General features: G+C 72.4%; 20 protein-coding genes and 1 tRNA gene. 12 read left to right on the top strand and 9 right to left on the bottom strand.

Going from position 1 to position 18283, the window contains the following annotated elements; translation table 11 throughout:
• The first annotated feature begins 15 nt into the window (after positions 1 to 15).
• From AC1VM9_RS15650 to AC1VM9_RS15640, 3 genes are all read left to right on the top strand, one after another.
• A complete protein-coding gene (locus AC1VM9_RS15650) occupies positions 16 to 858 on the top strand; it encodes a glutamate ABC transporter substrate-binding protein (protein ID WP_481343614.1) in 843 nt (280 codons plus the stop codon).
• Between the two features lie 80 nt (positions 859 to 938).
• Positions 939 to 1616, top strand: a complete 678-nt coding sequence (locus AC1VM9_RS15645; RefSeq protein ID WP_481343613.1) for an amino acid ABC transporter permease — start codon at positions 939 to 941, stop codon at positions 1614 to 1616.
• A complete protein-coding gene (locus tag AC1VM9_RS15640) occupies positions 1613 to 2506 on the top strand; it encodes an amino acid ABC transporter permease (protein WP_483123280.1) in 894 nt (297 codons plus the stop codon). The genes AC1VM9_RS15645 and AC1VM9_RS15640 overlap by 4 nt, the downstream gene beginning before the upstream one ends.
• 152 nt (positions 2507 to 2658) lie before the next feature.
• Here the strand turns inward: AC1VM9_RS15640 and AC1VM9_RS15635 are convergent.
• The 4 genes from AC1VM9_RS15635 to AC1VM9_RS15620 all read right to left on the bottom strand — a co-directional run bounded on the left by AC1VM9_RS15635 (position 2659) and on the right by AC1VM9_RS15620 (position 6609).
• Positions 2659 to 2731, bottom strand: a tRNA-Asn gene (locus AC1VM9_RS15635).
• Positions 2732 to 2870: 139 nt separating this feature from the next.
• Positions 2871 to 3389, bottom strand: coding sequence for a hypothetical protein (locus AC1VM9_RS15630; RefSeq protein ID WP_483123279.1), 519 nt, complete (start codon positions 3387 to 3389; stop codon positions 2871 to 2873).
• Positions 3389 to 5329 carry a DNA primase gene (dnaG, locus tag AC1VM9_RS15625; protein ID WP_483123278.1) on the bottom strand — a complete coding sequence of 647 codons (1941 nt, stop codon included), beginning with the start codon at positions 5327 to 5329 and terminating at the stop codon, positions 3389 to 3391. The genes AC1VM9_RS15630 and dnaG overlap by 1 nt, the downstream gene beginning before the upstream one ends.
• Before the next feature lie 50 nt (positions 5330 to 5379).
• A complete protein-coding gene (locus AC1VM9_RS15620) occupies positions 5380 to 6609 on the bottom strand; it encodes a deoxyguanosinetriphosphate triphosphohydrolase (protein ID WP_483123277.1) in 1230 nt (409 codons plus the stop codon).
• A 157-nt stretch (positions 6610 to 6766) separates the two neighbouring features.
• On the opposite strand from AC1VM9_RS15620, the gene AC1VM9_RS15615 reads away from it, so the two are divergent.
• A complete protein-coding gene (locus AC1VM9_RS15615) occupies positions 6767 to 6898 on the top strand; it encodes a hypothetical protein (protein ID WP_481343957.1) in 132 nt (43 codons plus the stop codon).
• A 45-nt stretch (positions 6899 to 6943) separates the two neighbouring features.
• Here AC1VM9_RS15615 and AC1VM9_RS15610 read toward each other — a convergent pair whose 3' ends face one another.
• Positions 6944 to 7582 (bottom strand): YdeI/OmpD-associated family protein, encoded by a 639-nt coding sequence (locus AC1VM9_RS15610; protein WP_483123275.1) that lies wholly within the window; start codon positions 7580 to 7582, stop codon positions 6944 to 6946.
• A 44-nt stretch (positions 7583 to 7626) separates the two neighbouring features.
• On the opposite strand from AC1VM9_RS15610, the gene AC1VM9_RS15605 reads away from it, so the two are divergent.
• Positions 7627 to 8373 carry a hypothetical protein gene (locus AC1VM9_RS15605; RefSeq protein ID WP_483123274.1) on the top strand — a complete coding sequence of 249 codons (747 nt, stop codon included), beginning with the start codon at positions 7627 to 7629 and terminating at the stop codon, positions 8371 to 8373.
• Between the two features lie 9 nt (positions 8374 to 8382).
• On the opposite strand, the gene dusB is transcribed toward AC1VM9_RS15605, so the two are convergent.
• Positions 8383 to 9642, bottom strand: coding sequence for a tRNA dihydrouridine synthase DusB (gene dusB / locus AC1VM9_RS15600; RefSeq protein WP_483124033.1), 1260 nt, complete (start codon positions 9640 to 9642; stop codon positions 8383 to 8385).
• A gap of 31 nt (positions 9643 to 9673) precedes the next feature.
• Positions 9674 to 10417 (bottom strand): alpha/beta fold hydrolase, encoded by a 744-nt coding sequence (locus tag AC1VM9_RS15595; RefSeq protein ID WP_483123272.1) that lies wholly within the window; start codon positions 10415 to 10417, stop codon positions 9674 to 9676.
• 25 nt (positions 10418 to 10442) lie between these two features.
• On the opposite strand from AC1VM9_RS15595, the gene AC1VM9_RS15590 reads away from it, so the two are divergent.
• A complete protein-coding gene (locus tag AC1VM9_RS15590; RefSeq protein WP_481345970.1) occupies positions 10443 to 11315 on the top strand; it encodes a sulfurtransferase in 873 nt (290 codons plus the stop codon).
• Positions 11316 to 11371: 56 nt separating this feature from the next.
• Here AC1VM9_RS15590 and AC1VM9_RS15585 read toward each other — a convergent pair whose 3' ends face one another.
• On the bottom strand, positions 11372 to 11935 hold the full coding sequence (locus tag AC1VM9_RS15585; RefSeq protein WP_483123271.1) for a HEAT repeat domain-containing protein: 564 nt from the start codon (positions 11933 to 11935) through the stop codon (positions 11372 to 11374).
• A gap of 42 nt (positions 11936 to 11977) precedes the next feature.
• Complete coding sequence (locus AC1VM9_RS15580) at positions 11978 to 13372, bottom strand: glycine--tRNA ligase (protein ID WP_481343445.1); 1395 nt, start codon at positions 13370 to 13372, stop codon at positions 11978 to 11980.
• Between the two features lie 79 nt (positions 13373 to 13451).
• Here AC1VM9_RS15580 and AC1VM9_RS15575 point away from each other — a divergent pair, with 79 nt between their 5' ends.
• The 6 genes from AC1VM9_RS15575 to AC1VM9_RS15550 all read left to right on the top strand — a co-directional run bounded on the left by AC1VM9_RS15575 (position 13452) and on the right by AC1VM9_RS15550 (position 18239).
• On the top strand, positions 13452 to 13739 hold the full coding sequence (locus AC1VM9_RS15575; protein ID WP_483123269.1) for a DUF6703 family protein: 288 nt from the start codon (positions 13452 to 13454) through the stop codon (positions 13737 to 13739).
• 43 nt (positions 13740 to 13782) lie between these two features.
• Positions 13783 to 14826, top strand: a complete 1044-nt coding sequence (locus tag AC1VM9_RS15570; protein ID WP_483123268.1) for a metal ABC transporter substrate-binding protein — start codon at positions 13783 to 13785, stop codon at positions 14824 to 14826.
• Positions 14823 to 15683, top strand: a complete 861-nt coding sequence (locus tag AC1VM9_RS15565) for a metal ABC transporter ATP-binding protein (RefSeq protein ID WP_481343448.1) — start codon at positions 14823 to 14825, stop codon at positions 15681 to 15683. The genes AC1VM9_RS15570 and AC1VM9_RS15565 overlap by 4 nt, the downstream gene beginning before the upstream one ends.
• Positions 15683 to 16714, top strand: a complete 1032-nt coding sequence (locus AC1VM9_RS15560) for a metal ABC transporter permease (protein WP_481343451.1) — start codon at positions 15683 to 15685, stop codon at positions 16712 to 16714. Before AC1VM9_RS15565 ends, AC1VM9_RS15560 begins: the two co-directional genes overlap by 1 nt.
• A complete protein-coding gene (locus AC1VM9_RS15555; protein WP_483123266.1) occupies positions 16711 to 17139 on the top strand; it encodes a Fur family transcriptional regulator in 429 nt (142 codons plus the stop codon). Before AC1VM9_RS15560 ends, AC1VM9_RS15555 begins: the two co-directional genes overlap by 4 nt.
• Positions 17140 to 17309: 170 nt before the next feature.
• Positions 17310 to 18239 (top strand): SMP-30/gluconolactonase/LRE family protein, encoded by a 930-nt coding sequence (locus AC1VM9_RS15550; protein WP_483123264.1) that lies wholly within the window; start codon positions 17310 to 17312, stop codon positions 18237 to 18239.
• Positions 18240 to 18283 lie beyond the last annotated feature (44 nt).

The raw sequence follows: 18283 nt of genomic DNA, 5'->3' as shown, positions 1-18283 counted from the left end.
ACAGGAGGAACCCACATGAAGGCACGACGCATCGGCGTGGCGTTCGCGGCGACGGCCCTGGCCGTCACGCTCGCCGCCTGCGGCTCGGGGCAGCCCAGCGGCAGCGGCGGAGGCGGTGGAGGCGGCGACAACGGCCTCAAGATCGGCATCAAGTTCGACCAGCCCGGCATGGGCCTGAAGAAGGGCAACGAGTACAGCGGCTTCGACGTCGACGTCGCCAAGTACGTCGCCAAGGAGCTCGGCACGTCCGAGGACAAGATCACCTGGGTGCAGGCGCCGAGCGCCCAGCGCGAGACGCTCATCCAGACGGGCCAGGTCGACTTCGTCGTCGCGACGTACTCGATCACCGACGCCCGCAAGGAGAAGGTCTCCTTCGCCGGACCGTACTTCATCGCCGGCCAGGACCTCCTCGTCCGCTCCGACGACTCGTCGATCACCGGCCCGGACAGCCTCACCGGCAAGAAGCTCTGCTCGGTGACCGGGTCCACCTCGGCCCAGAAGGTCAAGGACAAGTACCCGGGCGTCCAGCTCCAGGAGTTCGGCACGTACTCCGAGTGCCTGCCGGCGCTGCAGACCGGCGCCATCGACGCCCTGACCACCGACGACACCATCCTGGCCGGCTACGCCGCCCAGGAGCAGTACAAGGGCAAGTTCAAGGTCGTCGGCAAGCCGTTCTCCGAGGAGAAGTACGGCATCGGGCTGAAGAAGGGCGACACCCAGCTGTGCACGAAGATCACCGACGCGATCAAGAAGATGATCAGCGACGGCTCGTGGCAGAAGTCGATCGACGCGAACCTGGGTCCGGCCGGCTACAAGCCCGGCGCGGGCAACCCGCCCACCCCGGCCGCCTGCTCCTGACCCGCCCGCCGCGCGGGGGCCACGGCATCGCCGAGGCCGCGGCCCCCGCCGGCCAGATCCCTTGTGCGTGAAGGAGGGACATGCTCGCAATCCTCGAGAAGTACGACATCCTCGCCGCCTTCTGGATGACCATCACGCTGACGTTCTTCTCGGCGATCGGTGCGCTCGTCATCGGGACCGTCGTCGCCGTCATGCGCGTGTCGCCGGTTCCGGTGCTGCGTCGGCTCGGCGCGGTCTACGTCAACATCGTGCGCAACACCCCGCTGACCCTCATCGTCTTCTTCTCACTCGCCGGCGTGGGGATCATCCTGCAGATCAACCTCGTCGACCCCAGCTCGGCGACGTCGGTGCGTGACAACGCCATCCGCTGGGCGATGGTGGCGCTGGCCGTGTACCACGCCGCCTTCGTCTGCGAGGCCCTGCGCAGCGGCGTCAACACCGTGCCGGTCGGCCAGGCCGAGGCGGCGCGCTCCATCGGGCTGACATTCGGCCAGAGCCTGCGCGAGGTGATCCTGCCCCAGGCGTTCCGCGGGGCCATCGCGCCCCTCGGCTCGACGCTCATCGCACTGACGAAGAACACGACGGTGGCCTCGGTCATCGGCGTGGCCGAAGCCTCCGCGCTCATGAAGGTCATCTTCGAGAACGAGACCGCCAGCTTCGGCGTCTTCTTCATCTTCGCCCTCGGCTTCGTCATCCTCACGCTGCCGGTCGGCATCTTCTTCACGTCCCTCTCGCGTCGACTGGCGGTGAAGCGATGAGCACGCAGACCGTCCTGTTCGACGCTCCGGGGCCGCGCGGCCGGCGCCGACACGCCATCCTCACCGGGTTCGGCTTCCTGCTGGCCCTCGTCACGGTCGGTGCCGTCGTGTGGAAGCTCAACGCCCAGGGTCAGCTGACCGGCGACCTGTGGAAGCCGCTCGTCGACCCGGAGGTGTGGACCTCGTACGTCGTCCCCGGCCTCGTCAACACCCTTAAGGCCGCGATCGTGTCGATCATCGCGGCGATGGCCTTCGGCATCATCTTCGGCCTCGGCCGCCTGTCGCACAGCCGTGCGATGCGCTGGGTGAGCAGCATCCTCGTCGAGTTCTTCCGGGCCGTCCCGGTGCTGCTGATGATGTACTTCCTGTTCCAGCTGTTCGCCTTCAACAACATCTTCGTGGCGAGCCTCAACTCGTTCATGGCCGTCGTCATCGCCCTGACGCTCTACAACGGCTCGGTCATCGCCGAGCTCGTGCGCTCCGGCGTCTACGGGCTGCCGGCGGGGCAGCGCGAGGCGGGCCTGTCGATCGGCCTGACGCCGGGCCAGACGCTGCGCTCGATCCAGCTGCCACAGGCCCTGACCGCGATGCTGCCGGCGCTCGTCAGCCAGGTCGTCGTCATTCTCAAGGACAGCGCGCTCGGCACGGCCATCACGTATCCCGAGCTGCTCCAGAGCATGCGCGACATGGGCACCGCCTATGCCACCGTCCTGCCCGCCTACATCCTCGCCGCGGTCATCTTCATCGCGCTGAACTTCGGCCTGACGATCCTGGCCGGACGCGTCGAGCGCCGGCTCAACCGGCGTGGCCGTGGACCGCGTCCGACGGCGCCGACGGCCGTCGGCGTGGTCGACGACGCCCCCGCGATGAGCGCCGTCCAGGGCGCCTGACACCCGCGACAGCAACGATCGGACACCCCCGGGACCCACTGGTGCCGGGGGTGTCCTGCGGCCGCTTCCCGGCCCGACGCAGCAGCCGAGCCGGACGGGACCACACGACGAAGGCCCCGACACCATGGGTGTCGGGGCCTTCGCGCTCGGTGCTCCCCCGGTTGGACTCGAACCAACAACCTGCCGGTTAACAGCCGGCTGCTCTGCCAGTTGAGCTACAGGGGAATGGCTGCTGCGCAACCATAGCAAAGGATCGGGCGGGGACTAAATCGACTCCGCGCGAGGCGCATCCGGCACTTTTCGGCCACCGTCCACCCCCTGGGAAGGCGCGTCTCGCACCCGCGGGGGCGCCCGTTCGGACAGGTCAGAGACCGACCTCGGTGCGCAGCCGCGCGAGCCGCTCGGCCACCTCGCTCGCGACCTCGGGGTCCTCGAGGCTCGCGCCCTTGCCGGGGACGACCTGCTCCACCAGCCGCCCGCTGGCGAGGTCCTTGCGGATCACGACCCGAACGGTGCGGCGGTCCCGGGTGCGGAACTCGTCGCCGATGACGACGCTGGCCTGGATGCGCTCGCGCAGCGTCTGCTGCAGCAGGGACGGCTCCGTGACCCGCCACTGCGCAGGTGACCGGTGGTCGACCCAGAGGACGGTCAGCAGGCCGGTCTCGCCCTTCCACGTCCCTGACTCCGCCTCGTGCCAGGGCCGCTCCCACGCCAGGGTGCGGTCGGCATCGACGAAGGCGAGGTGGTGCGTGGTGGCGACCACGTGGCCGCCGGACTGCTCGTCGCGAGCCCAGGCCAGGATCTTCTCGCCGCCTGCGAGCGCCACGGCGGCGCGGACGTCGGCGGGCAGCGGCACGCGACGACGCCGTTCGAACAGGGGCATCAGACCATTCCCGCCTTGATCGTCGCGAGCTCGCGCTGGAGGGTCTGCAGGTGCAGGCCGAGCGCGCGGCTGCGGTCGGGGGCGGGTTCGTCGGAGTGCTCGAGGCGGCGCATCTCGCTCAGCGCGTCGGCGATCTGGCGGGTCAGCGCGATCGTGCGGACCCGGTTGAAGAGCTCGTCGACGTACCGCGAGGTCGGCAGGCCCGTGACGGCGTCCATCCGCGTGGGGAGGGTGTCGACGGCGAGCTCGCTGACGAGCCCGGCCACCGGCGCGGGCGCGGCCTCGGTGACGGCCGACGTCCACGCCCGGACGCTGGCGGTGTCGGCCGACGCGTGCGCGATGCGGATGCCGTCGAAGACCGCGCGGTGCGCCGGCGCGGAGAACGCGTCGGGCGTCAGCAGGTCGAGCGCTCCCGGAGCGAAGACGGTCGGGAACTGGAGGATGACCTGCAGCAGCTGCCGCTCGGCCATGACGACGGGGTCGCGCCGGTCCGGCTGCGGCATCCCCTGGCCACCCTCGCCCGCCGAGGGCTCGGCATCCTCGCCAGCGGTGTGGCGCCGCTCGCGCGCGTCGCGGGCCTCGCGCGGGTCGTCGTCGACCTTGAGCCGACCGGCGCGCGACACCTCGCGGGCCACCTGCTCGACGTCCAGGCCGAGCATGCCCGACACCTCGCGCGTGTACTCGGGGCGCAGCGACTGGTCGCGGATCGAGGCGACGATGGGCGCCACCGCCCGCGCCGCCTGGACGCGTCCCTCGGCGGTGCCGAGGTCGAAGCGCTTGATCGTCGTGCGGACGGCGAACTCGAACATCGGGACGGCGTCCTCGATGAGCGCCTGGACCGCGGGGTCGCCGCCGGCCTGACGCAGCTCGCACGGGTCCTTGCCGGACTTCTCGACGGCCACGAAGGACTGCGAGGCCCACTTCTGGTCATCGGCGAAGGCGCGCATCGCCGCCTTCTGGCCGGCGGCGTCACCGTCGAACGTGAAGATGACGCGGGCCGGTGCGAGGTCGGCCTCGTCGCGCATCATCCGGCGCAGCACCTTGATGTGGTCCGACCCGAAGGCGGTGCCGCAGGTCGCGACGGCGTTCTCGACCCCGGCGAGGTGACATGCCATGACATCGGTGTAGCCCTCCACGACGACGGCGCGGCGCTCCGTGGAGATCGACTTCTTGGCGAGGTCGAGGCCGTAGAGGACGGTCGACTTCTTGTAGATCGGCGTCTCGCTCGTGTTGAGGTACTTGGCCTCGATGCGGTCGTCGTCGAAGAGGCGCCGGGCGCCGAAGCCGATGGTGTCGCCGGTGATGTCACGGATGGGCCAGACGAGCCGCCCGCGGAAGCGGTCGTAGAGACCCCGCGAGCCACGACCGGCGAGGCCGCCGGCGACGATCTCGTCGTCGGTGAACCCCTTCGAGCGCAGGTGACGCACGAGGTCCTCTCCCCCACGCGGCGCGAACCCGACGCCGAAGTGCTTGGCGACCGCGCCGTCGAAGCCGCGGGCGCGCATGAAGTCGCGACCGGCCCGGGCGGCGGGGAGGTTGATGAGCGCGTCGGCGTAGAACTCCTGCGCGACGCGGTGCGCCTCGACGAGTCGGGCGCGTCGACCGAGGCCCTCCTCGCGGGGGCGGGAGCCGCCGTCCTCGTAGCGCAGCTCCATGCCGAGCTTCTGTGCGAGCCGCTCGACGGCCTCGCCGAAGGTCAGGTGGTCGACCTTCTGGACGAACGAGAGGACGTCGCCGCCCTCGCCGCAGCCGAAGCAGTGCCAGGCGCCGACGGCGGGGCGGATGGTGAAAGAGGGCGTCTTCTCGTCGTGGAAGGGGCACAGGCCCTTGAAGGACCCGGGGCCGGCAGACCGCAGGGTGACGTACTCGCGCACGACGTCCTCGATTGACGTGCGCGCCTTCACCGTCGCGATGTCCTCGCTGTTGATCAGCCCCGCCATCTGCCTCCTGTCGCTGCGGTGATTCTAGGTCGTCGGGCCGATCCCGCCGGTCAGGGGCACCACTGCCTGTGCAGACCGAGGGCCCGGACGTCGGTGAGCGAGGCGACCTGGTCGACGACGACGCGCAACCGTGCCGCGTCGTCGGTGGCGGCCGCATGGTCGGCGCGGAAGGGCGCGTCGAGCCGCTCCTCGGGACGCGCGGCGAACCCGGCCACGAGGTCGCGGACGACGTCGCGCTGTTCGGCCATGACGGCCAGGCGGGCGTCGGTCGCCATGACGAAGTGGTTGGCGATCGCCTTGAGCACCGAGCACTCGGCCCGGAGGTCGTCCGGCACGACGAGGTCGGCCTCATACCGGCACAGGGGCCCGGGCCCGTGCCGTTCGCGGGTCGCCTGCTCGACGACGAGGACGAAGTGCCCGATGAGACGGCTCGTCAGGTCCTTGAGCCGGGCGAGGTCACCGCGGGAGCCGTCGAAGGAGGTCGGCACGGCCCCGGAGGCCAGCAGCCGTTCCAGGGCGGCGCCGAGGACGTCCGCCCCGAGGTCCGGCGCGTAGGTGCGCCCCGCGACCTCGAGCACACCGGCCATGTCCTGCGAGCGCAGCACCCGCGGGTCCAGCCAGCCGGACGCCACGGCGTCCTCGACGTCGTGCACCGAGTACGCCACGTCGTCGGACCAGTCCATGACCTCGGCCTCGAGGCACCGGCGTCGGGCGTCGGCGCCCTCGCGGATCCACTGGTACACAGGCAGGTCCGAGTCATACACGCCGAACTTGGTTGTGGGGTGGGGCCCGTCACCGCGACGCCAGGGGTACTTCGTCGTGGCATCGAGGCTCGCCCGGGTCAGGTTGAGGCCGGCGGGCGTGCCGTCGGCGTGGGACCGCTTGGCCTCGATTCGCGTGAGCAGCCGCAGCGTCTGGGCGTTTCCCTCGAAACCACCGATGGCGGAGGCGATCTCGTCCAGGATGGTCTCACCGTTGTGGCCGAAGGGCGGGTGCCCGAGGTCGTGCGACAGACACGCGGTGTCGACGACGTCAGCGTTGCAGCCGAGGGCGGCCCCGAACTCGCGACCGATCTGCGCGACCTCGAGGGAGTGGGTGAGGCGGTTGCGGACGAAGTCGTCGTGGGCCGGGGCCAGCACCTGGGTCTTGGCCGCGAGGCGCCGCAGCGCCGACGAGTGCACGACGCGCGCCCGGTCGCGGGCGAAGTCGTCGCGGTCCGCGCGCTTCTGGGCAGGGTCCTCCGCCACCCAGCGCTCCCGGTCCCGCCCCTCGTAGCCCACACCGGAACTGTAGGCGCAAGCGCCTCGCCACCAGCAAGGCCGGTGTCGCCGGGCCGGACCTGGCGTGAACCCCGTGCACGGGCCCTCGTCAGTGCGCCGGGGCGACCGGCATACTGGGTGATGGAGCCGATCAGGCTTCAGACCTCAGGAGCGCACCATGGGTGACAAGTCACCGAAGTCCCACATGTCCACGAAGGCCAAGACGCTCAAGGAGAAGCGGGCCGACAAGCACGCCAAGGCCGCGGCCAAGAACCACACCGAGATCATCCCGGCCAAGGGCAAACGCTGAAGGTGTGGCGCTGGCCGGCCCGGTCCGACCAGCGCTACGCCGTCGTCAACCGAGCTCGGCCCGCATCCGGCGCACCCACGCGGGTTCGGTGCCGTAGCGCTGGGACTTGATCAGGCGGCCGTGGGCACAGTCGTCGACGAGCTCGGCCATCCGCTTGTCGCGCGTCGCCTCCTGCTTGGCGGTGACCACCCAGTTCGTCGCGAGCTTGCGGTACGACGGCGTCGCGGCGTCCCAGAAGGCCGAGGCGCGCGGGTCGGCCCGCAGCAGGGCCTCGTAGTGGTCTGGCCAGGTGAGCTCGCGGGTCTCGTAGGCGTAGATGCCGGACCGGTCCTCACGGCGCTTCGCGAACGCAGCCAGCCCGGCCGGACGCATCAGCCCCGCGGCGGTCAGCTCCTCGACCGCGCTGATGTTGATCGTGCTCCAGCTGCTGCCGGGCTTGCGGGGCGTCCACCGCTGGCGCACGGTGTCGTCGTCGATCCGCTGGGACATCGAGTCGATCCAGCCGAAGCACAGGGCCTCTCGGACCGCGTCGGCCCACTGCAGGCCCCGGGGCTCGACGTGCTTCTTGTTCAGACCCATCCACAGCTCCGTGGCGGTCTCGTGGTTGGCCTCGAGCCACGCCCGGAAGTCTGCAGCGTCGTCGAAGAACGTCGCCGGTCGCTCGGCGGTGCCGCCCTGTCGCATGACCCGATCCTGCCAGCCGGCGCCGACACTGGGAGGATCGGTTCATGCGACAGGGCGTGACACACCGGACCGGCGCGACCGAGCGCATCGCCCTCGCAGCCCTCAACAACGCCCTCTGGTGCGACGCCGTCGCCCGCTCCCACGGCGTCGCGACGACGACGGATGCCGAGGCGTGGAGCGCGGCGACGCGGACGCCGCCCTACTACCCGGACGCCGTGACGCTCTCCCCCACCGTCGGCGAGTACGACGTGCTGGCCAGGGTCGACGACTCCGACGGCTGCTCGGTCAAGGACTCGTGGGACCGCCTCGACCTGTCGCTCGAGGACTTCGCGCGCATCGTCGTCGGCCAGTGGGTGTGGCTCGACCCGGACACGACCGTCACGCCGCCCGCCGGTCCGCCCTGGCGGCGGGTCACGACACCGGAGGGCATGGCGTCGTGGGTCCGTGCCTGGGCCACCGACCCCGAGGCGGAGGCGATCCTGCGTCCGTCGCTGTTCGGCGAGCCCGGCGTGCACCTTCTCGCCGCGCACGCGTCCCCGGACCCCGACGCGCCCCTCGTGGCCGGCGCCGTCGTCACCGTCACGGGCCAAGGGGCCGCCGCCGTGGCCGGCCTGGGCACTGTCTTCGCGCGCGACGGCGACGCCGATGCCACGTGGACCGCCGCCGCAGCAGCGGCGCGCCAGGCCGTGGGGCGGCTCCCGCTCGTCGGCTGGGAGGCGGGTGCCGGCGTGGACGCCGCGGTGGCGGCGGGGTGCGAGCTGCTCGGTCCGCTCAGCGTCTGGCTCAGGTGACCGCCGCGCTCAGCCGCCGCTGACCGACAGCTCGGCCTCTGCGAGGGTGCGCTCGTGCTCCTCGGACAGCTCGGGCGAGTCGAGCCACCCGTCGGGCAGGGCCACGCGGCGCGGCGAGCCGGCGCGTCCACGCTGCCCCTCGGCGGCCTCCCCGGGCCAGGGCACGTCGGGGTCGAGCGCGCCGAGCAGCGCGTCGAGGGCCGCGAGCGAGTCGACGAGAGCCAGGGAGTTCCGCACCGTCGAGCCTGCCGGGAAGCCCTTGAGGTACCAGGCGATGTGCTTTCGGATGTCGCGGCAGGCCCGCTCCTCCTCACCGTAGAAGTCGGTGAGGTACTCGGCGTGCGTGCGCAGCGTCCGCGTCACCTCGCCGAGCCTCGGCATGACGCGTGCGGACGAGCCGGCGAAGGCTGCCGCGAGGTCGGTGAACAGCCAGGGCCGACCGAGACAGCCGCGGCCCACGACGACGCCGTCGCAGCCGGTCTCCGCCACCATCCGCAGCGCGTCCTCGGCCGACCAGATGTCGCCGTTGCCGAGGACCGGCACGGAGGTCACGGTCTCCTTGAGGGCCCGGATGGCCGCCCAGTCGGCGGTCCCCGAGTACGCCTGCGAGGCCGTGCGGCCGTGCAGCGCGACGGCCGCGGCGCCCTCCTGCTCGGCGCCGAGCCCGGCGTCGAGGAAGGTCAGGTGCTCGTCGTCGATGCCCTTGCGCATCTTGACGGTCACGGGGACGTCGCGCCGCGCGCCCTCCTCGACCACGGCCGCGACGATCCGGCGGAAGAGGTCCTTCTTCCAGGGCAGGGCCGACCCGCCGCCCTTGCGGGTCACCTTCGGCACCGGACAGCCGAAGTTGAGGTCGAGGTGGTCGGCGCGGTCCTCCTGCACGAGGATCCGCGCCGCGGCGCGCGCCGTGGCCGGGTCGACGCTGTAGAGCTGGATGGACCGCGGGTGCTCCTCCGGGTCGTGCTCGATGAGGCGCATCGTCTCGGGACTGCGCTCGACCAGGGCCCGGGAGGTGATCATCTCGCTGACGTACAGGCTCGTCGCGCCGGAGGCGCCGCGAGCGGAGGCCAGGGCAGCCCCCTCGTCGCCGTACTCGCGGCACAGCCGGCGGAAGGCCCGGTTGGTGATACCGGCCATGGGCGCCAGGACGACGGGCGACTCGATGACGTGGCGGCCGATGCGCAGGGGCGGCAGCACCGGGCCGCCGGCCGCGGGTCCACCCTCGCGCTGCACGCCGGGCGCGCGGGTGGGCGCGGCGGGCGGGGTCATGAGGTCGGTCACGAGCACCGATTGTCCCGCATCACGCGCCATGGGCCGAATCGGCGACCTCGCGGGCGAAGCGCAGCAGCGCGTCGGCGAACGCCTCGGGCTGGTCGAGGTTGGCCAGGTGGCCGGCCCCGCGCAGGATCTCGACCCGGGCTCGGGGCACCTCGCGCCGGAACCCTCGGATGCCGAGCCGGAACTGGTCCCACCGGCCGTCGAGGAGCAGCACCGGGCACCGGAGTCGTGCCAGCGAGGCCGGCCGGCAGGCGTCCATGACCTCGCGCCACGCCGTCGTCGTCGGGGCGAACCAGTACCCCCCGGCGATGACCGGCTCGATGCGCTCGGACGGGTAGAGGCGCCGCAGCACGCGGTCGTTGACCCGCGTCATCCGCTCGGGTCCGAGGCGGTCCGTCAGCCCGGCGACGAGCCGGTACACCGTGGCCCCGGCGCCCACGGGGCTGGCGCTGGCCCCCGCGAGGACGAGCCCGGCGAGGGCGTCACCGTGCCGCGCCGCGTAGTCCATGGCGACGAACCCGCCGAGCGAGTGCCCGACGAGCACGACCGGGCCCCTGACGCCAGCGTGGCGCACGGCCTCGTCGACGACCTCCGCGCACCGACCGAGCGTGAAGGCCTCGTCGGCTCGCCGGCCGTGCCCGGGCAGGTCGACGAGCCACACCCCGACGTGCGGCCGGAGCAGGGACAGCTGCGGCGCCCACTGCGTGCTCGACAGCCGGGACCCGTGGACGAGGACGACCTGCGGTCGGGGCGGCGCGGCGGACACAGGCCGAGAATGCCACGATGGCCCGGTGCGCCACCTCATCACCGCCAGCGACCTCGCCCACGAGATCGAGGACGTCGTCGTCCTCGACGTCCGCTGGGCCCTGACCGCCGGCCGCGACGCCGCCGAGGGACCGGTGGGCCGGCCGGCCTACGCGGCAGGCCACGTGCCCGGCGCGTTCTTCGTCGACCTCGACTCCGAGCTCGCCGCCGCCCCGGGAGACGGGGGCCGGCATCCCCTGCCCGACGCGGCGACGCTGGAGCGGCTCGTCCGTCGCTGCGGCATCTCGGCCGGGACCCGGGTGGTCGTCTACGACGGCCGCGACTCGACGGCGGCCGCCCGCGCCTGGTGGGTGCTGCGCTGGGCCGGGATCCCCGACGTGCGCGTCGTCGACGGTGGCTTCGAGGCGTGGCTCGCCGCCGGCCTGCCGGTGAGCACCGAGGAGCCGGCCGACCGGCACGGCGAGGGCACCGTCCACCTCGGCAGCCTCCCGACGCTGGACGCCGACGGCGCCGCCGCGCTCGCCCGCGAGGGGCTGCTCGTCGACGCCCGGGCCACGGAGCGGTATGCCGGCGAGGTCGAGCCCATCGACCCGGTCGCGGGGCACGTCCCCGGGGCGATCACCTCGCCGACGACGGAGTGGGTCGGGGCAGACGGGCGCTTCCGCGAGGACCTCGCCGAGCACTGGGCGCAGGTCGTCGCAGGCCGGCCGGGTGGCCCGGGCGACGCGGACGTGGCCGGCCGCCCCGTCGGCGTGTACTGCGGCTCGGGCGTCACGGCGGCGCACCACGTCCTCGCGCTCGCCGAGATCGGCGTCGACGCGACGCTCTACCCGGGCTCGTGGAGCGAGTGGATCCGCGACCCCTCGCGGCCGGTCGCGACGGGCCGCGTCCCCGGCTGAGGCCCGCCACGCCGCGTCCGGCACGCCGCAGCACGACGTGCCCCGGCTCCGGAGGGTCACACGTCCCGGTCGAGGCGGACGCGAACCCGGGCCAGGGCGCGTTCGGCGGCCCGGCGCACGGAGGGCTCGGGGTCATCGAGCGCCGAGTGCAGCGCGGGAGCGTGCTCGGCCTCGCCGACTGCCCCCAGGACCCTCGCGGCTGCAGCCCTCACGCGCGTCGTGTCGTCCCGCAGGACCAGCGTCGCGCACGCGTTCCCCGCCGCGCCGACCTCCCACCGCGCGGCCACCTTGGCGCACATCTCGCGCACGCGCCACGCCGGGTCGTCCAGCCCCGCAACGACATCGGCGCCACAGAGGTCGTCCCAGACGTGAAGCAGCGTCCGCGCCGCCCAGACGCGCGACCAGTAGACCGTGTCCTCGCCGAGGCGCTCCGGAGAGCCCCAGCCGTCGACGACTCTCCCACCGACCCAGCCGATGTCGGGCAGGTCGGGGTCACCCCAGGCCGCGCGACCGGCGAGCAGGTCCGCACACCATCGGGTGAGGGCCCGGTCACCGAGGGCCTCGGCCGCCGCACTCGCGCGGTCGCGCGGCGACGCTCTCAGCACCGCATCGTCGACCATCACGCCAGTATGGCCGCCGACCGGTGGGCCCCGCCGGTCGCGTCAGCAGCCGACGAGACGCTGCGCGAGCCAGCCCTCGACCTTGTCCAGGGCGACGCGCTCCTGGGCCATCGTGTCGCGCTCGCGGATCGTCACGGCGTGGTCCTCGAGCGTGTCGAAGTCGACCGTGATGCAGAAGGGCGTGCCGATCTCGTCCTGGCGGCGGTACCGCTTGCCGATGGCGCCGGCGTCGTCGAAGTCGACGTTCCAGTGCTGGCGCAGGGTTGCCGCCAGGTCTCGGGCCTTCGGCGACAGGTCGGCGTTGCGCGACAGCGGGAGCACGGCGGCCTTGACCGGCGCGAGGCGCGGGTCGAGGCGCAGCAGGACGCGCTTGTCGACGCCGCCCTTGGTGTTCGGGGCCTCGTCCTCGGCGTAGGCGTCGACGAGGAAGGTCATGAGGGAGCGAGAGAGTCCGGCCGCGGGCTCGATGACGTACGGGGTGTAGCGCTCGCCGGTCTGCTGGTCGAAGTACACGAGGTCGGTACCCGAGTGCTTCGAGTGCGTGCCGAGGTCGAAGTCGGTCCGGTTGGCGATGCCCTCGAGCTCGCCCCACTCGGAGCCGGCGAACCTGAAGCGGTACTCGATGTCGACGGTGCGCGTCGAGTAGTGCGACAGCTTGTCCTTGGGGTGCTCGAAGTGACGCAGGTTGTCCGGGTTGATGCCGAGGTCGGTGTACCAGCGGGTGCGCTCGTCGATCCAGTACTGGTGCCACTCTTCGTCCTCACCGGGCTTGACGAAGAACTCCATCTCCATCTGCTCGAACTCGCGGGTGCGGAAGATGAAGTTGCCGGGCGTGATCTCGTTGCGGAAGCTCTTGCCGGTCTGGGCGATGCCGAACGGCGGCTTCTTGCGCGAGGCCTGCATGACGTTGAGGAAGTTGACGAAGATGCCCTGCGCCGTCTCCGGCCGCAGGTAGTGCAGGCCGGACTCGTCCTCGATGACGCCGAGGTAGGTCTTGAGCATCATCTGGAAGTCGCGGGGCTCGGTCCACCGGCCCTTGGTGCCGCAGTCGGGGCACACGATGTCGGTCATGGGGACCGAGTCGGGGTCGGCGATGCCCTTCTTCTCCGCGAGAGCCTCCTGCAGGTGGTCCTGACGGCGGCGCCTGTGGCAGTTGAGGCACTCGACGAGCGGGTCGGTGAACGTGCCGACGTGGCCGGAGGCGACCCACGTCTCGCGAGGCAGGATGATCGACGAGTCGAGCCCGACGACGTCGTCGCGACTGGTCACCATCGACTTCCACCACTGGCGCCGGATGTTCTCCTTGAGCTCGACGCCGAGGGGGCCGTAGTCCCAGGCAGACCGGGTGCCTCCGTAGATCTCACCGCTCGGGAAGACGAAGCCCCTGCGCTTGCAGAGGCTGACGACGGTGTCCACGATGGATGTCTGCTTGGCCATGCGGGACAGGTTATCGGGCCGGCGACGCCCGGTTCTCCACGCGTCCGGGCCACCCGCCCGGGTCCCCTAGGCTCGACGGGTGGCCCTGAGTTTCCGCTCCCGAGTCGAGCACGCGTCCTACCCCCTTCTCGAGCGCCTGTCGAGCGTGCCGCGTCCGGCGACCCTCGGCGCCCTGGCCGTCGTGCTGCTGACCGGCGTTCTCGCACCCCGCCCGTGGGGCGGGTTCGCGTTCGTCCTGGTGGCGCTGGTGCTCGGGTGGTTCCTCTTCCTCACGTGGCAGCGCCTGACGCTGCCCGAGCGCCTCATGCGCAGTGCCGTCCTCCTGCTCGCCCTCGCCGTGGCGGTCGTGCGGGTCGTGCCCGCCTGACGAACTGTTTGACAATGATTCTCACATTGAGAATCATTGTCACATGACCTCGCGCGCTCGCGGCCTCGGCCGCCCCTTCGGCCCCCTCCGCCCCGGCGCCGTCCGCTCCGGCCTGACCGCGCTGTCGGTCGCCGCCCTCGTCGGCCTCGGTGCGGCCGCCTGCGGGAGCGGGAGCGGCTCGGCGGCCGACCCCTCCGGCGCGGTCGTCGCGTCCTTCTACCCGCTGCAGTTCGCCACCCAGCAGATCCTCGGCGGCGGCCGGCAGGTCGCGGTCCTGACCAAGCCGGGCACCGAGCCGCACGACCTCGAGCTGGCCCCGCAGGACCTCGGCACCATGACCAAGGCCCGGCTCGTCGTGTACGCCGACGGCTTCCAGCCCGCCGTCGACGACGCCATGGCCCAGGTCGACCCGTCGCACGTCCTCGACGTCGCCGCGGCCGCCCGGCTGACGCTGCCGGCGACCGAGGAGGGCCACGACCACGGCGGGGCCGAGGGCCCCTCGGTCGAGGGCACCGCGCCGCCCACCGACGCTCCACACGCCTCCGGCGACGGGCACGACCACGCTGCCGACGACCCCCACTTCTGGCTGGACCCGCAGCGCTACGCCGCTGTGGCACGCGCCATCGGCGCCCGCCTCGCGAAGGACGACCCCGCCGACGCGGCCACGTACGAGAAGAACACGGCCGCGTTCGTCGCGAGGCTGACGGCCCTGGACCGCTCCTACCGCACCGGCCTGGCGTCCTGCCGGTCGACCGTCGTCGTGACGAGCCACGCGGCCTTCGGCTACCTCGCCCAGCGGTACGGGCTGGACCAGCACGGCATCGCCGGCATCTCCCCCGAGGCCGAGCCGAGCGCGGCCGGCCTCAAGGCGGTCAGCGACCTCGTCCGCTCCGAGGGCGTCACGACGATCTTCCAGGAGACGCTCGTCGAGCCGCAGCTGGCCGACACGATCGCGCGCAGCACGGGCGCCACCGTCGCCACGCTCGACCCGGTGGAGGGGATCACCGACGCCTCCGCCGGCAGGGACTACTTTGAGGTCATGCGCAGCAACCTCGCGGCCCTCCGGAAGGGTCTGGGGTGCCGGTGAGCGCCGACGTGACCCCGACGAGTCGACGGCCGGCCACCGCGACGGGCGACGGCGCGGACGACGTCGTCATCGACGTCCGTGGCGCGGGGTTCGGCTACGGCGAGCGCACCGTCCTGCGCGGTGCCGACCTCACGGTGCGTCGCGGCGAGATCATCGCCGTCGTCGGGCCCAACGGGTCGGGCAAGTCGACCCTGATGAAGGGCATCCTCGGCCTCAACGAGCGCACCCAGGGCTCGGTGACCCTCTTCGGCGTCGCCGCCGACGACTTCCACGACCGTGCCCGCATCGGCTACGTGCCGCAGCGGCACACGCTGTCGGCGTCGGTGAGCGCGACGGCCGAGGAGATCGTCGAGACCGGGCGCCTGCCGCGTCTCGGCTGGTGGGGCCGGCTGCGGGCCACCGACCGGCAGGTCGTCGCACGCGCGCTCGAGGTCGTGGGCCTCGGCGACCGCGCCGCCACGGAGGTGAGCACGCTCTCGGGTGGGCAGCAGCGTCGCGTCCTCATCGCCCGCGCCCTCGCCGGCCAGCCCGACGTCCTCGTCATGGACGAGCCCACCGCGGGCGTCGACGCCGCGAGCCAGCACGTGCTCGCCGACGTGCTCGAGCGGCTCGTCGATCGCGGCGTCACCATGGTCGTCGTCACCCACGAGCTCGGCGCGCTCGAACGGCTCCTGACGCGGATCGTCGTCGTCGACGCCGGCCGCATCGTCTTCGACGGCACACCCGCGGCCTACGCCGCATCACGCGAGGCCGTGCACCACGAGCACGACAGCCACCACCACGACCTCGAGCTCGAGACGACCCGGCCGGTGCTCGGCCGCGGGCCGTTCGACGCCGCCCGAGGAGGCAACGCATGATCAGCGACATCCTCACCGTCGACTTCATGCAGCGCGCCCTCGTCGCAGCGCTGCTCGTCGGAACGGTCGCCCCCCTGGTCGGGATCTTCCTCGTGCAGCGTCGCCTGTCACTCATCGGCGACGGCATGGGGCACGTCGCGCTGGCCGGTGTCGCGATCGGCCTCGTCAGCGGCACGGCGCCGGTACTCACCGCGCTCGTCGCCGCCGTGCTCGCCGCCGTCGTCATCGAGCTGCTGCGCACCCGCGGACGCACCAACGGCGACGTCGCCCTGGCCGTCATCTTCTACGGCGGCATCGCCGGCGGCGTCGTCATCATCAGCAGGTCCCCCGAGGGCACGCCGGCCAACCTCATGAAGTACCTGTTCGGCTCCATCCTCACGACGACGAGGGGTGACCTGTGGGTCTTCGCCGGGCTGGCGCTCGTCATCGCCGGCACGACGTGGCTGCTGCGGCCACGTCTGTTCGCCGTCGCCAACGACGAGGAGTACGCCCGAGCCGTCGGAATCCCGGTGCTGCCCCTGAACATCGTCCTCGCGGTGCTGACGGCCACCACCGTCGTCGTGGCGATGCGGGTCGTCGGGCTGCTGCTCATCAGCGCGCTGATGATCGTGCCCAACGCCGCTGCGCAGCTCGTCGCCCGCTCGTTCGGCAGCGGGGTGCGCTGGGCCGTCGCCTTCGGCCTCGTCGCGAGCGTCGGCGGCGTCGTCGCCTCCTACCCGCTCAACACGCCGTCGGGCGGCTCGATCGTGCTCCTGTCCGTCGCGATCTTCGTCCTCGTCGCGGCCGGCACCGGGCTGCGCGCCCGCGTCCGGGGGCGGCGGCACGCGGTCAGCGAGGTGCACCCGCACGAGCACGGAACCGAGTGCGGGCACCCGGCGGTCCCCCACGGCGACCACGTCGACTACGTGCACGACGGCCACCTGCACGCGGCGCACGAGGGGCACTACGACGAGCACGGCGGCCACGAGCACGAGGGCGTGACCGACCCGAACGGCCCGACCGACGAGGCGATGACGAGGACGACGCGATGAGCAGGATGACGAACCCGGGCCGCGGAACGGCCACGGGCAGCACCCGGCGGCCCACGCGCCAGCAGGCCGCGGTGGCCGAGATGCTCGGCCGTTCAGACGAGTTCACCTCGGCCCAGACCGTCCACGCGCGGCTGCGCGAGGCGGGCGAGGGCGTCGGCCTCGCCACGGTCTACCGCACGCTCCAGTCGATGGTGGAGTCCGGCAGCATCGACGTCCTGCGCACCGACGACGGCGAGGCGGTCTACCGCGCGTGCTCGACGCACCACCACCACCATCTCGTGTGCCGCGCCTGCGGGCGCACCGTCGAGGTGGAGGGACCGGCCGTCGAGAGGTGGGCCGAGAAGGTTGCGGGCGACCACGGCTTCACCGGTGTCACCCACACGCTCGAGATCTTCGGCACCTGCCCCGACTGCAGCCGCTCCTGAGACCCGCGTCGACCCCCGCGACGCCCGCACGGGCGGGCGGCCCCGGGCCCGGGCCAACCGGCCCGGTATGCCCCGACTCGCCATCTTGCCCACCGTGCGGGCGCGGCGGGACGCTTGCGAGACCGCCACCGGCGGTGGTGCGTCACCCGAGTCGTGCGAAGGAGAGTCCCATGGCCGTTCCCGGAAGGCACCGCCTCGTGGCGGTCACCGTCGCTGGCCTGCTGGCCCTGATGGGTCTGAGCGCTCCCGCCCAGGCCGCCCACGAGGAGCCGCCGCCGATCGTGCTTCCGGGCGCGCAGTCCGCGGAAGGCATCGCCAGCGGCAGCGGGACGACGTTCTACGCCGGTGAGCTGTTCACCGGCGACATCTTCCGCGGTGACGTGCGGACCGGCACCGCATCGAGATTCATCGACGCGCCCGCGGGGCGGATGGCCCTCGGGCTGCGGGTCGACCTGGCGCATCGGCTGCTCTTCGTCGCCGGCGGTTTCACCGGGCAGGCCTACGTGTACGACGTGGACACCGGCGCCTCGGTCGCCACGTACCAGCTGAGCACCACCACCTCGGTCATCAACGACGTCGCGTTGACGAAGACAGGTGCCTGGTTCACCGACTCGGCCCAGGCCAGGCTCTACTTCGTCCCGGTCAGCCCGAGCGGAGCCCTCGGCGCGGCTCGGACGCTCGACCTGCACGGTCCGGCCGCCGTCGTGCTCCCGGGCTTCAACAACAACGGCATCCAGGCGACCGCCGACGGCAGGACGCTCGTCGTCGCGCACAGCAACTCCGGAACGCTCATCACCGTGGATCCCGTCACCGGCCGGAGCGCGACGATCGCCGGGGTCAGCGTGCCGAACGTGGACGGCATCCTGCTCGAGGGACGGACCGTCTACGCCGTGCAGAACTTCTCCAACGAGGTCTCCGAGTTCCGCCTCTCCGGCGACCTGTCCTCGGGACGGCTGCTGCGCACGGTGACGAGCGACAGCTTCGAGATCCCGACGACCGTCGCGCGGTTCGGTGACCGGCTCGCGGTCGTCAACGCGAAGTTCGACACCGGGTTCCCGCCCACGGCGAGCACGTACGACGTCGTCCTCGTCGACCGCTGAGGCCCACCCCACCCGGCGCTCCGCTCCCGAGCTGCGCGCCTGTG

The sequence above is a fragment of the Monashia sp. HAY1-11D genome, from assembly GCF_056868035.1.
Note: the sequence above shows the minus strand (reverse complement) of the source record. Positions and strands in the feature narration are given on the sequence as shown.